Genomic DNA, 12,313 nt, shown 5'->3' with positions numbered 1-12,313 from the left:
ATCAGGCGAACTTCTTCGCCGATCGGTCCGTAACTCGTCTTATTGTAGCACAGCGGCTCAGAAACCGTCCATTCCTGTCCAGCGGCGAGAACATTTTCCGTCAGTAAAACCTTATCGATGGGTGCACTCTATACCTATGAACCAAGAAGGTCAACTTCGGGACCATGAAAGGAGCCTGACATGTCGCATCTCACTCAGGAGCAACTTCATAATTTGCAACAAAAGCTGATGGATCGAAAGGTTGAACTTGAACGGCGCATGGTCAATAACGACCAACACGGGCTGGGAGAATCGGAGCGAGATATGACCGGCGAGCTGTCCCATATTGATAATCATCCTGGCGATGTGGGAACCGAGGTGTTTGAAAGAGGAAAAGACCTCGCGCTTCAGGACAGGGTGGATCAGGAGCTGCAACGGGTAATTTTTTCGCTGGAAGCCATTCATCATGGCCGTTACGGCGTCTGCCTTACCTGCGGCCAGCCCATTCCGTACGAGCGGTTGGAGGTTATCCCGGATACGCAATATTGCGTAGAACATACGCCTCGGGAGCGCGTGTCCCGCGACCGTCCGATCGAGGAGGACGTTCTAGCTCCCGCTTTCGGAAAATCCAGTATGGATGAGCACGAATATGCTGCATTTGACGGCGAGGACGCCTGGCAGATCGTTGAGAGCTGGGGGAACTCCAATTCCCCGGCTTTGGCGGAAGGTAACGAAATTGACAGCTATAACGAAATGGATATCGAGAATGGCGACGATCAAGGCGGGTTCGTGGAGGTATACGAAAACTTCGTTGCCACCAATATCGATGGCTCGGAAGTGTTTATCGTACGCAGTCCCCAATATGTCGATTACCTGAACCGGGGCGAAGGAAGCTATCTCCTTGACCCCCATGGCGACCCGGATGATGAATCATTCAGCTGATTAAGCGTCTTACCCGGCAGCATATGACTTGCAGCGGCTGCCGGGCATTACATAATCCATTACGTCAGTTCAAGCTGGCGCTGGACAATCCGGACAATATCCGCAATGTAATCGCCGATAATAGGCAAATTCAGCGCGCCAAGCGCCTGCAGGGCATATATGATGGTTGCCGCAAAAAAAGTAAACCCGATCGCGATTCCCACGCCGCGTGCCGACCCGGCCAACAGATTGGTCCAGATCAATTTCCAGGGGCGGTTCAACAGCTGGGTGTATTCCGCGATCCGGGCCTTCTCCAGCTGCTGCGCGATGTCCGTGGTCATGCGGTGTATGGCGCTCAACTGGTCCCGTTCAGCTTCCACAAGCGATTTATTCTTTTCGGTTGATAACGCATTTTCCGGCGTCTCTGCCATATTCACCGCCCCCTTGCCACTATACTAGGCAGACTCTGGAAAAAACAGATCAGGATCCGCTTTCTTCCTGCTTGAAACCTTACATAACATGCATGAGAATTCGCTGATTATTATGCATCTGTTGAAAGCATCTCATTCGCACGGAATCCCCCGAACAGAGCCGGTGCTTATTAGCACGTTAAAAAACCACCGCCATGCAATGGCGGTGGTTTAAAATATCAACGATTCTCAGGCGATATGGATGCCAATGGTTTTGCCGCCAAGCTCAACCCGCTCCATGCCTTCGCTTTGTCCGTATTGCAAATCGTTAACCAGAACATTTTCGCGCAGCACATCTTCAAATGCGGTGATCGCAGCTTGAAGCTCATCATCCGTATCGAGGGTCAGATTGACCCGCTTCTCGATCGGCAGGTCCAGCTTCTTGCGCGTATCCTGCACGGCACGCACCACTTCGCGAACCCAGCCTTCCTGCTCCAGCTCCGGCGTGATATCCGTATTGAGCGCAACGGTTAACCCGTAACCCGAAGCGGATGCAAAGCCTGCCTTCGCCTTCTTCTCTACCAGCAGCTCTTCGGACGTGATCTGCAATTCTTCGCCTTCCGGTGAAGTTACGTTCACGCCGCCCGATTGGACCACCTTGCGGGTTTCGTCACTGCTCATTCCCTTCAGGAAACCTTGCAGGAAGCCAATATTTTTACCGTATTTCTTGCCTGCAACCTTCAGGTGCATTTTGAGCGTGAAATCAACGAACCCGCTGTCGCTGGTCTCCACCTCAATTGCTTTGACGTTGATCTCATCCTTGATGATGTCTTCATACCCCGCGAGATCGAACTCGCGATCCATGGATACGATGAGCTCGGACAGCGGCTGACGCGTCTTGATTCCTGTCTCGTTGCGGACGTTGCGCGCAAGCTCTACGATCTGTCTTGCCGTTTCCATGTCCTGCTCGAGCGCTTTGTCGATCAACGCTTCGTCGGCTTGCGGGAAGTCGGCCAGATGCACGCTCTCGCCGCCGCCCAGGTTGACGAAGATATCTTCGGACAGCATCGGCGTGAATGGTGCCATCAGCTTGGATAGCGTCAACAGCACGTGCGTAAGCGTCCCGTATGCGGCCAGCTTATCTTCCCCGAGTCCGCTGCCCCAGAAACGATCGCGCGAACGACGGATATACCAGTTGCTCAGCTCATCCACATAAGCTTCGATGGCTTTGGCCGCGTTAAGGAAATCATTGACGGCCAATCCCTTGTCAACCACTTGAATCAAGCTGTTCAGGCGGGAGAGAATCCAGCGGTCCAGCTTGTGGTCCGATCCCTTGAAGTCATGCTCCTTCGGATCATAGCCGTCGATGCCGGCATACAATGTCAGGAACGCATGGGTGTTCACCAGCGTGTCCACAACCTTGGATTTAGCTTCGCCGACGATTCCTTTCGAGAAACGCTTGCTGTTCCATGGCGCACTGTCGGCGAGCAGCGCCCAACGGAACGCATCCGTGCCGTACTCCTCGATGATTTCCCAAGGATCGATGACGTTGCCCTTGGATTTGGACATCTTCTGTCCGTTCTCATCGAGAATATGGCCCGTGGCCATGACCGCTTTATAAGGCGCTTTACCGGTGAAGAGGGTCGATACGGCGAGTAAGCTGTAGAACCATCCGCGCGTCTGGTCGATCCCTTCGCAGATCATATCGGCAGGATACTGCTGTTCGAACTTCTCCTTGTCCTCGAATGGATAATGGTATTGCGCATACGGCATCGATCCGCTGTCAAACCATACGTCAATGACTTCCGAGGTCCGTTCCATCACGCCGCCTTCACAATGCGGGCATTTGACTTTCACTTCATCCACATATGGCTTGTGCAGCTCCAGATCCTCTGCTACCTCGCCTACGGCGTTAGCCCGAAGCTCCCCAATGCTGTGCGGCGAGAACTGCCCTTCACAAGAATCGCAGACCCATACGTTAAGCGGCGTTCCCCAGTAACGGTTCCGGCTGATATTCCAATCGACCAGATCTTCAAGGAACTTGCCGAAGCGGCCTTCACGCACATGGCCTGGGTACCAGGTTACCTCGTTGTTGTTCGCGATCAGCTGATCCTTAACCGCCGTCGTTTCGATAAACCAGCTCTCCATCGCATAATAGAGCAGCGGGGATTTACAGCGCCAGCAGAATGGATAACTGTGCTCGTATTTCTCCTTGCTGTACAGAAGTCCTTTTTCGGACAATGCCTTCACGATGTCCAGATCGCAATCCTTGACGAAGCGTCCGGCAAAATCCGTCACTTCATCGGTATAACGGCCTTGGCCGTTCACGACACTCACGAAGCTGATGCCATTCTCGCGGCATACGCGGTAGTCGTCTTCACCGTGCGCAGGAGCCATGTGTACAATCCCCGTACCGCTTGCATCGGTAACAAAGGATGCGCCGACAACGATGTTCGATTTTTCCGCTTTTACATAAGGGAATGGAGGGTCGTAAGTCTTGCCGACCAGCTCGGAGCCTTTCAGCGTCGATAGAACGGTAAAGTCGCCTTTCATGACATCCTCTACCAGATTTTTAGCCACGATATAGATGCCGTCCTCCTGCTTGACGCGAGCGTAATCCATATCCGGATTCACGGCGAGCGCCACGTGGGATGGCAGCGTCCAAGGCGTCGTCGTCCATGCCAGCACATACTCTCCGCTGTCATGCAGCTTAAACTTCGCCGTTGCGCTCAGGTCTTTAACATCCTCGTAACCCTGTGCCACTTCGTGGGAGCTCAGTGTCGTCTGACAGCAAGGGCAGTACGGGCTTACGCGGTGACCACGGTACAGAAGGCCCTTGTCATGAATCGTCGCCAAAATGTTCCAAACACTCTCGATATAGTTGTTCTCAAGCGTGATGTACGGATGATCCAGGTCGGTCCAATAAGCAATCGCTTCGGTCAGCTCGCGCCATTTATGCTCATATTCAAATACGCTGGCTTTACACTTTTTGATAAAGGCCTCCACGCCATAATTCTCGATTTCCTGCTTGCCGGAGATGCCCAGCTGCTTCTCTACGCCCAGCTCTACCGGAAGCCCGTGCGTATCCCAGCCCGCTTTCCGGACGACATGGTAGCCCTTCATCGTCTGATAGCGGCCCACAAAATCCTTGATGACCCGGCCGAGCACATGGCCGATATGAGGCGCGCCATTCGCGGTCGGCGGACCTTCGTAAAATACATAATTCGGCTTGCCTGCCCGCAGCTCGATTGATTTCTTGAACGTGTTCTCCTCGTTCCATTTGTTCAAGATGCGCAGCTCTCTTGCCCGCGCCTTCTCCTTGACGTCTACTCTGTTCATGCAGATCTTCCTTTCACCCTTTTTCGAGGTTGTTCAAAAAGTCCGATTTTGATCACGAAGTGAATCAAGAATCAACTCGGCATCGAATCTTGAATTCAGCCGGGCCTTCCGGTGCTCACGTACAAACTACGTACGCTCCGCTCCTCACTCCCTAGCTTCATTGCTGAAAACCGACCTTTTTGAACTCGCCCTTTTTCGTAAATGTTCTGTGAACATAAAAAAAGGCCCCGTCCCCCAAGGGACGAGAACCTGTTCTCGCGATACCACCCTAATTTCGCCCGGCCGACTTCTAATGGAAGCCTGCACAAGCGACACCTCAATGTCCATGCCTGTTCGAAAGGCAAGGTCCGATATAACGTTCGGCAGACGGCTTAGCTTACGCACGCGGTCACACGCTTCAGCTTCACTTCTCCGGGATGATCTTCTGCTAGGCCTGAACGCCGGGCTTTCAGCAACTGCCGGCTCTCTGGGGGACAGATCCTTCGCGTACTATTCCCATCAACGAATTACGGTATGAATCAACAATATGTTATTAGTTATAGACGACTTCTCGGAAAAAGTCAACCGGATACCCGCCTAGTATACCTCTTTCGGCTCCAGACTCGGTTCGCGGTTCTCCAACGTCTCCCAGCCTTCCTGCTTCAGAAGCTCCAGCTGAGCCTCTACCAAGGAGCGGAAACGGGTGCGGTAGATGGAGGCCTGCTTCTTCAGCTCTTCAACCTCCAGCGCGATTTTGCGTGATTTCCCGAGCGCATCGTTAATGATCCGGTCCGCATTCTTCTCGGATTCCTTAACGATCAGCTGAGCTTCCTTCTTCGCGTTGTTCTTCAGCTCATCCGCCGCCTCCTGGGCGACAATGATGGTCTTTGATAAGGTTTCCTCAATATTCGAAAAATGATCCAGTCTTTCTTGCATCGCCATTAGCTGGTTGCCTAATTCTTTATTCTCCCGGATCACACTTTCATAATCCTTAATAATCTGATCCAAAAACTCGTTGACCTCGTCCTCATCATAACCGCGAATTCGACGGGCGAATTCCTTGTTATGTATATCAAGCGGTGTCAATGGCATGGTGTGCACCTCCTAAATATATGGGCCTTACAGGACGGTCCGTCCGCTGTGTTAGCCAAACCACCCGTCCGTGAAGACAATAGCGGTCATTTACGATTTATCGGCAAATCCATTGTCATTTTGAATGTTCCCTGTATGGTTTCGACAAAAAAACGGCAATTCCTTCAAAGGTCAAGCATATTTCCCAACCTTGATACGGTACCGCCCTTTTTTCGTCAGGCCGCCCGTCTCCAGTACTTTAAACCGTCCAAATCCTTGGATGGAGACGACATCGCCTTCTTTTAAATTCGTGGAGGGATCCTCTTCCACTTTCCAGTTGACGCGGCACCGGCCAGCCTTGATCGGCACGACGATTTTTGTGCGGCTGATTCGGTAGGCATCACTGGCGATTCCGTCCAGTCTCATGGAAGATACCGTAATGTCCATCGCCTCGAAATTCGTGCGGGCCACCTGAAGCTTGTCCAGCGGCAGCAGATCCGTCATGACATGCACCCGGTGGACCTGGCTGAGATTCAGATGCAGGAAGGCGCTGATATCGTCGGCAACGACCGCATGGCAGCCGTCCGCAAGCACATGGATATCACCGATCTTGGATCTCTTAATGCCCAGACCCAGTATCGAACCCATATAATCGCCATGCTCCAGCTCCAGAAACTTCTGATCTCCGGAAGAGATGCTGAGCACCTTCATCATCAGATCCTCGCCTTCAAGCGCCCGGTAATCCGGAGCAATCATCGCCCGCACGCGTTCGGCATCAGCATGTCCGCCATCAAACACGGCATGCACGTCCGGATGACGATTCACGAGCGATTCCAGAATGAACCGCTGCCGGGGATCCAGGAAATCCGTCAGCTTGGTTTCATGATATTGTCCGGCATTGACCACCCATTCCCAAGCCCGGTCCACAAATTCCCGTTCGTCCTTGTGAAAATGATCGTAGATGTCCAGTTTCATCATTCATTCACCTGCTACAGGATATATCCGAGAATAGCGTATACGCCGCGCTCAGCCAGCTGCAGCACGAACAGCGCGATAATCGGGGAAATATCGATCATGCCCATAATCGGCGGAATGAACCGGCGAAAAGGTGCCAGATAAGGCTCTACCAGCTTGCCAAGCAGCTCCCCGACAAAGCTTTCCCTCACATTCGGAAGCCAGGACATCAAGACATAAACCAAAATCATGTAGAAGTAAATACGGAATAGCGTGCTAACAACGCTAATAATTTCGTAGGTCAAAGCCTAAATCACCTCATTCTGTTATATTCATGTTCGTCTGCTAGAATCTCCGAGATCGAACCTTGGATCTCTACGGTATCCGGCGTGCATAGGAAGATGTTCCCGCCCACCTTCGAGATTCCGCCGCTAAGCGCATAAACGGTTCCGCTAAGAAAATCGATAATGCGCAGCGCCTGATCATTCCTCACGCGCTGAAGGTTGACCACAACCGTTCGGAATGACCGCAGATGATCTGCAATCTCCTGTGCTTCATCATATGAACGAGGCTCGACTAATACAACCTTAACGTTCTTCTGCGAATGAATGCTAACGATATTGCCGCTCTTTTGGTTTTTCCGATGATCAAACGGCGTTGCCTCCACCGGCTCTTCCTGCGAGGCCAGAACCTCGCGTTCCACAACTTCTTCTTCCTCTTGCAGTCCCAAGAAATTCATAAACCGGTTCATCACGCCCATCGTCAATCCTCCTCTTTCCCTACTAAAATTGAGCCGAGACGCACCCAGGTCGCCCCTTCCTCTATGGCAACTTCAAAGTCATTGGACATGCCCATGGACAATTCGGTCAATGGCTCCGCCGTAAGCGCCTGCTCGTTCAGCTCATCTCTTAGTTGTCTTAAACCACGAAATACAGGACGCGTCTGCTCCGCCGACGATTCGTATGGAGCCATGGTCATGAGTCCGGTAACCTTTACGTGCGAAAGACTGTTGATTTCCTTCAAAAACTCAGCTGCTTGCTCGGGAGGCAAGCCGTACTTGGATTCCTCACCCGAGATATTGACCTGCATCAAGGCGGATACCTGCAGATTCAGCGCAGCCGCCCGCTTCTCCAGCTCATGGGCCAAAGACAAGCGGTCGAGCGAATGAATATATTGAAATTTATCAATGACATCCCGGACCTTATTGGTCTGAAGATGGCCGATGAAATGCCATGTGCCGCGGCTGCCGAGTGCATTCCACTTCGCCTGGGCATCCTGCCAGCGGTTCTCGCCGATATGCAAAAGTCCGTGATCCAGTACCGAAGCCGTCATATCCAAGGAGACATATTTCGTGACCGCAATCATATTCACATCATTCCGGTCCCTGCCGCTTCTTGCGCATGCCTCCGTTATTCGCTGTTCCACTTGATCGATACGTTCCTTCAAACTCAAGGGACGACTCACCTCTTTCTCATCCCGATCCAACTCGCCATCCGACCCGTAGTCCCTCCATCTTTGCGATAGGAGAAGAACAGATCGTGATTGCAGCTTGTACACCATGATGTACATTCGATATGTTCCGCCAATATTCCTGCTTTAATCATAATGTGTCTGTTTATTTCTTTCAAGTTCAGCATGTATTTCCCGTGTCCTTTGTCGATATAAAAAGCTGAATTTGTAACTTTATCGACTGGGAATCCTTCAATTCCGAGTTCGCGGACACGATCCATGACCCGATCGTCCACCTCGTAACAGCATTCGCCGATCGACGGACCGATGGCTGCATGGAGGTTCCCAGGCAAGCTTCCGTATTCCGCAGACAGCCTGACCACCATTTGTTCGGCTATGCCTCCCACGGTTCCCTTCCAGCCTGCGTGGGCCAGACCGACGGCGCCCGTGACCGGGTCCCAGAAATACAGCGGCACGCAGTCCGCATAGAAGGAAGTCAGCAACACGCCGGGAACATCGGTTACAAGCCCGTCCGTATCTTGATAGGCCGAGGCCCGCTCCAAGCTCCCTCTGCCCCTGTCCTTATCATGAACGACGCCAATCCGGACGCCGTGCACCTGCTCGCCGCACGTCCAGTCTTCGAGAGAAAAGCCAAGCGCCGCGGCGATCCGCTTCCGGTTCTCGACAATGTCGCCCGGCTCGTCTCCGACATGAAAGGCCAAATTCAAACTGTCATAGGGTATCCGGCTCACGCCGCCATGCCGGCCCGTGAACCCGGCCGTAAGTGCGGCCGTTGATTTCCCTTCCCATTTTTCGAGCACAAACAGACTCGGTGTCTGCCGATCTTGACTAACAAACGGTTCCATGAACATTCACCTCTATGACCAGTGTAACAGAAAACATACGCCGGAGACATATGAACCCGCCGTTTGGTTAGAAGGATCGACGGTCAGGACGATCCAGATACTCCATCGTTTCCTGATCATCCGGCGTTCTCCGCAGTTCCTCCATTTTGACAAGGACCACGTCCGAGCCGATCTTGACGATATTCCGCCACGGTATGATCAGATCGCTTCCGCCGCCGAACAGCCCCATGAATTTGCCGTAGCTCGGCACCACGATCGCTTCAATCCGGCCCTGCCGCAAATCCAGCTCCAAATCGCTGATTTGCCCGAGCCGCTTGCCGTCGATGATATTAATAACATCCTTTGTTTGAAAATCGGAAATTTTCATCTTTTTCCCCACCATTTGATTATCAGGTATCATGAGCATCACACCTTAGATGTATTTGAAGGTTATCCGTCCATCCCTGTTCATTCCGCATCCCTCTGTTCAATATATGATCCGCTTGGGTAAAATAGCTTATTTAAAACGAAAAAAACGACCCCATAAACGGGATCGTTGTCTGTTCGTTTGATTGCTGGCCTTCTTAAGTTTTGACGTGCTTCTGCATCTGCTTGATCGCCGACTTCTCCAGGCGCGACACTTGGGCTTGGGAGATACCGATTTCATCGGCAACTTCCATCTGGGTTTTGCCTTCGTAAAACCGCATGGACAGAATCATTTTTTCGCGCTGCCCGAGCTTGTGCATCGCTTCCCGGAGAGCGATTTCCTCAATCCAGGACACATCCTTGTTCTTGTCATCACTGATTTGATCCATCACATATATCGGATCGCCACCGTCATGATAAATCGGCTCAAACAGCGAAACGGGATCTTGAATGGCATCGAGTGCAAAAACAACGTCTTCCTTGGGCACATTCAGCGCTTCGGAAATTTCAAAAATCGTTGGTTCACGCGAATTCGCATTGGTCAGCTGATCCCGGACCTGAAGTGCCTTGTAGGCAATATCGCGCAGTGATCGGGAGACGCGAATCGGGTTATTGTCCCTTAAGTATCGACGTATTTCTCCGATAATCATCGGTACGGCATAAGTGGAAAATTTAACATTTTGCGATAAATCAAAATTGTCGATTGCCTTCATCAATCCGATGCAGCCTACCTGAAACAGATCATCAACGAACTCTCCCCGATTGTTAAACCTTTGGATGACGCTGAGCACCAGTCTCAGATTGCCGTTCACCAATTTTTCTCGGGCAGACCGTTCATTGTTCTGCTGCAGATTATGAAACAGCTCCCTCATTTCCACGTTCGTCAGAACAGGCAGTTTTGACGTATCCACACCACAAATTTCAACTTTGTTTCGCGTCATGATGACTAACCTCCCAAGGAGAAACATTACTGTACATTATCTCCGAGGGGGGTTATTTTATTCCTTGCGATTTCCAGTTACACCATCTTGTTGAATTCTTTGCGGAGCCGTTTAATGATTCTCTTCTCCAATCGGGAAATGTAGGATTGCGAGATTCCAAGCAGGTCTGCCACGTCTTTTTGCGTCTTTTCTTCCCCGTCCTGCAGGCCGAAACGAAGCTCCATAATCATGCGTTCCCGGTCGCTCAATTTATCGAGTGCTTTTTGCAGCAGCTTCCGGTCGACCTGCTCCTCGATGTTGCGGTAGATGGTGTCGTTCTCGGTGCCCAATACGTCGGACAGGAGCAATTCATTGCCGTCCCAATCGATATTCAGCGGCTCGTCGAAAGAGACCTCGCTTCGCGTTTTGTTATTCCGGCGCAGGTACATCAAAATTTCGTTTTCAATGCAGCGCGAGGCATACGTGGCCAGCTTGATTTTTTTCTCGGGGTCAAACGTATTCACCGCCTTAATCAGTCCGATGGCACCGATCGATACCAAATCTTCGATGTTAATGCCGGTGTTCTCGAATTTGCGGGCGATATAAACGACCAGGCGCAGATTACGTTCGATCAGCATGGCCCGGGTGGCCGCATCGCCGGTAGGCAGCTTTTTGAGCAAGAACTCCTCTTCCTCTTTCGTTAGCGGAGGCGGAAGCGCCTCGCTTCCTCCGATATAGTAGATTTCCTGACTCTTCAAACCCAGCATAAAAAGTACGCGGTAATACTGCAGCTGCAATGCTAATCTCCATTTAACGGGCATCTCTTATCCTCCTAATGCGTTTTCCCGAAGGTTTAACTGACTTCATAAACATCATCTTTAGGCTCCTAATCCGGAATGGATGGATTTTCATGAAGATTTTCAAAGACTTATCCATCGCTCGAACGTTGGATCACAGACTCGAACACTATGAAAATGGCTACGCCTGTCATTATCCTGCAGTCTTGGCTTCGCCTGATTTCAGACCGGTCGCCTCATGATTCTGAGAATCGCCCGTTATGGCAGGTTGTGCATTCTTCGGCGTCCCCTCACCTTCCGTCAACGCCGGATGGATGATGGCCCTGTATGCCCTGTCTCCCGAAAGCGTCCCGCCGTCAAGACCAATCAGCACCTTGGATGCCGTGTATTCAAATCCCCCCAGCTCGACTCGTACCATGTCAGGCTTCAGCGCAAGCATGAATGCAGCCCCCCGGTTGACGCCGCGATACGGAACAAGCCGCAGGCGGTCCTGCCATTCGAATTCCTCTGCCGCCAGCCCCATGATTAATTTGTCCGGTTCCCCCTCCATCAGCTGTTTGCTCCATCCCTGGGGCAGGTAGGCTTCCCATAGTTCTGCTTCCATCACCATAACCGGCGTGCGCGTCAAGGGATCGCTCAATTGGTTACCTGTATCAAGCAGACCCACACAGCCTATCTTGACGCTGCCGATCCATACGGACACTTCTCCCAACAAGGCTTCCCGGTTCTCGGTTTTTCGTTTCGTGGTCTGAACGGCTTTAAACGCGAATACAACTACAAAAAAGGTAATGCACGCAAACCAGAATCCCACCTTCAATTCAAAGGATAGCCCGCCCGATGTCGTATACCATATCCCGCTGAACAACTCTCCCGAATTTTGGACCAAGTAATGAAAACCGATAATGCCCCCGGCTGCGGCAAAATTCACCATATAGAAAGCTCCCAAATTCCGAAGATAACTCTGCAAGCTCACAAAGCCGAAAGCCACCCACAGCATGATCAACGATAGTCCAAACTTGATGAGAAAGGTAAACAAAAACGACAATTGCGGGACAAACATCATGACGACATACAGAGCGCCGATCACAGAGGATAATGCAAGCCTCCACCATGTTGGCTTCACTCTCCGCATCCAGGCGGTCAAAGCCAGCAAAACGGCGTCAATGACGAGGTTTGCCAAAAATATAAGATCAATATAAACAACCAGGTTGTTCACCTGCCTA

At 51.6% G+C, this 12,313-nt stretch carries 13 protein-coding genes; 1 reads left to right on the top strand and 12 read right to left on the bottom strand.

Features of this window, described 5'->3' with window-relative positions:
- Positions 1 to 180 precede the first annotated feature (180 nt).
- Positions 181 to 921, top strand: a complete 741-nt coding sequence (locus M1D70_RS09095; protein ID WP_009589648.1) for a TraR/DksA C4-type zinc finger protein — start codon at positions 181 to 183, stop codon at positions 919 to 921.
- A 59-nt stretch (positions 922 to 980) separates the two neighbouring features.
- Here the strand turns inward: M1D70_RS09095 and M1D70_RS09090 are convergent, their stop codons facing one another.
- The 12 genes from M1D70_RS09090 to spoIIGA form a co-directional block, all read right to left on the bottom strand.
- Complete coding sequence (locus M1D70_RS09090; RefSeq protein WP_456289672.1) at positions 981 to 1,331, bottom strand: DUF5665 domain-containing protein; 351 nt, start codon at positions 1,329 to 1,331, stop codon at positions 981 to 983.
- Between the two features lie 228 nt (positions 1,332 to 1,559).
- On the bottom strand, positions 1,560 to 4,649 hold the full coding sequence (gene ileS / locus M1D70_RS09085) for an isoleucine--tRNA ligase (protein WP_456289671.1): 3,090 nt from the start codon (positions 4,647 to 4,649) through the stop codon (positions 1,560 to 1,562).
- 576 nt (positions 4,650 to 5,225) lie between these two features.
- Positions 5,226 to 5,720 carry a DivIVA domain-containing protein gene (locus M1D70_RS09080; RefSeq protein WP_009589591.1) on the bottom strand — a complete coding sequence of 165 codons (495 nt, stop codon included), beginning with the start codon at positions 5,718 to 5,720 and terminating at the stop codon, positions 5,226 to 5,228.
- Between the two features lie 171 nt (positions 5,721 to 5,891).
- Positions 5,892 to 6,677: a YlmH family RNA-binding protein gene (locus M1D70_RS09075; protein WP_009589598.1), complete on the bottom strand. Its 786-nt coding sequence runs from the start codon at positions 6,675 to 6,677 to the stop codon at positions 5,892 to 5,894.
- Positions 6,678 to 6,688: 11 nt separating this feature from the next.
- Entirely contained in the window at positions 6,689 to 6,958 is a 270-nt protein-coding gene (locus M1D70_RS09070) for a YggT family protein (RefSeq protein WP_009589590.1), read from the bottom strand.
- Positions 6,959 to 6,966: 8 nt separating this feature from the next.
- Entirely contained in the window at positions 6,967 to 7,413 is a 447-nt protein-coding gene (locus M1D70_RS09065; protein ID WP_009589651.1) for a cell division protein SepF, read from the bottom strand.
- Positions 7,414 to 7,415: 2 nt separating this feature from the next.
- Positions 7,416 to 8,105, bottom strand: coding sequence for a YggS family pyridoxal phosphate-dependent enzyme (locus M1D70_RS09060; protein ID WP_009589680.1), 690 nt, complete (start codon positions 8,103 to 8,105; stop codon positions 7,416 to 7,418).
- An 8-nt stretch (positions 8,106 to 8,113) separates the two neighbouring features.
- Positions 8,114 to 8,968 carry a peptidoglycan editing factor PgeF gene (pgeF, locus tag M1D70_RS09055; protein ID WP_456289670.1) on the bottom strand — a complete coding sequence of 285 codons (855 nt, stop codon included), beginning with the start codon at positions 8,966 to 8,968 and terminating at the stop codon, positions 8,114 to 8,116.
- Positions 8,969 to 9,035: 67 nt separating this feature from the next.
- Positions 9,036 to 9,368 (bottom strand): YlmC/YmxH family sporulation protein, encoded by a 333-nt coding sequence (locus M1D70_RS09050; protein ID WP_456289669.1) that lies wholly within the window; start codon positions 9,366 to 9,368, stop codon positions 9,036 to 9,038.
- A 163-nt stretch (positions 9,369 to 9,531) separates the two neighbouring features.
- Complete coding sequence (gene sigG, locus M1D70_RS09045; protein ID WP_006209087.1) at positions 9,532 to 10,314, bottom strand: RNA polymerase sporulation sigma factor SigG; 783 nt, start codon at positions 10,312 to 10,314, stop codon at positions 9,532 to 9,534.
- Positions 10,315 to 10,391: 77 nt separating this feature from the next.
- On the bottom strand, positions 10,392 to 11,114 hold the full coding sequence (gene sigE, locus M1D70_RS09040; RefSeq protein ID WP_009589674.1) for an RNA polymerase sporulation sigma factor SigE: 723 nt from the start codon (positions 11,112 to 11,114) through the stop codon (positions 10,392 to 10,394).
- 169 nt (positions 11,115 to 11,283) lie between these two features.
- Positions 11,284 to 12,297, bottom strand: coding sequence for a sigma-E processing peptidase SpoIIGA (gene spoIIGA, locus M1D70_RS09035; RefSeq protein ID WP_050802778.1), 1,014 nt, complete (start codon positions 12,295 to 12,297; stop codon positions 11,284 to 11,286).
- Positions 12,298 to 12,313 lie beyond the last annotated feature (16 nt).

The organism is Paenibacillus sp. AK002 (genome assembly GCF_053903045.1).
The sequence above is the reverse complement of the archived record's forward strand: the minus strand, read 5'-3'. Positions and strand labels throughout refer to the sequence as shown.

What these genes read in the sequence shown, in the direction of transcription:
- M1D70_RS09095 (WP_009589648.1), top strand. Translation starts at nt 181, where the DNA reads ATGTCGCATCTCACTCAGGAGCAACTTCATAATTTGCAACAAAAGCTG.
- M1D70_RS09090 (WP_456289672.1), bottom strand. Translation starts at nt 1,331, where the DNA reads ATGGCAGAGACGCCGGAAAATGCGTTATCAACCGAAAAGAATAAATCG.
- ileS (WP_456289671.1), bottom strand. Translation starts at nt 4,649, where the DNA reads ATGAACAGAGTAGACGTCAAGGAGAAGGCGCGGGCAAGAGAGCTGCGC.
- M1D70_RS09080 (WP_009589591.1), bottom strand. Translation starts at nt 5,720, where the DNA reads ATGCCATTGACACCGCTTGATATACATAACAAGGAATTCGCCCGTCGA.
- M1D70_RS09075 (WP_009589598.1), bottom strand. Translation starts at nt 6,677, where the DNA reads ATGATGAAACTGGACATCTACGATCATTTTCACAAGGACGAACGGGAA.
- M1D70_RS09065 (WP_009589651.1), bottom strand. Translation starts at nt 7,413, where the DNA reads ATGGGCGTGATGAACCGGTTTATGAATTTCTTGGGACTGCAAGAGGAA.
- pgeF (WP_456289670.1), bottom strand. Translation starts at nt 8,968, where the DNA reads ATGGAACCGTTTGTTAGTCAAGATCGGCAGACACCGAGTCTGTTTGTG.
- M1D70_RS09050 (WP_456289669.1), bottom strand. Translation starts at nt 9,368, where the DNA reads ATGATACCTGATAATCAAATGGTGGGGAAAAAGATGAAAATTTCCGAT.
- sigG (WP_006209087.1), bottom strand. Translation starts at nt 10,314, where the DNA reads ATGACGCGAAACAAAGTTGAAATTTGTGGTGTGGATACGTCAAAACTG.
- sigE (WP_009589674.1), bottom strand. Translation starts at nt 11,114, where the DNA reads ATGCCCGTTAAATGGAGATTAGCATTGCAGCTGCAGTATTACCGCGTA.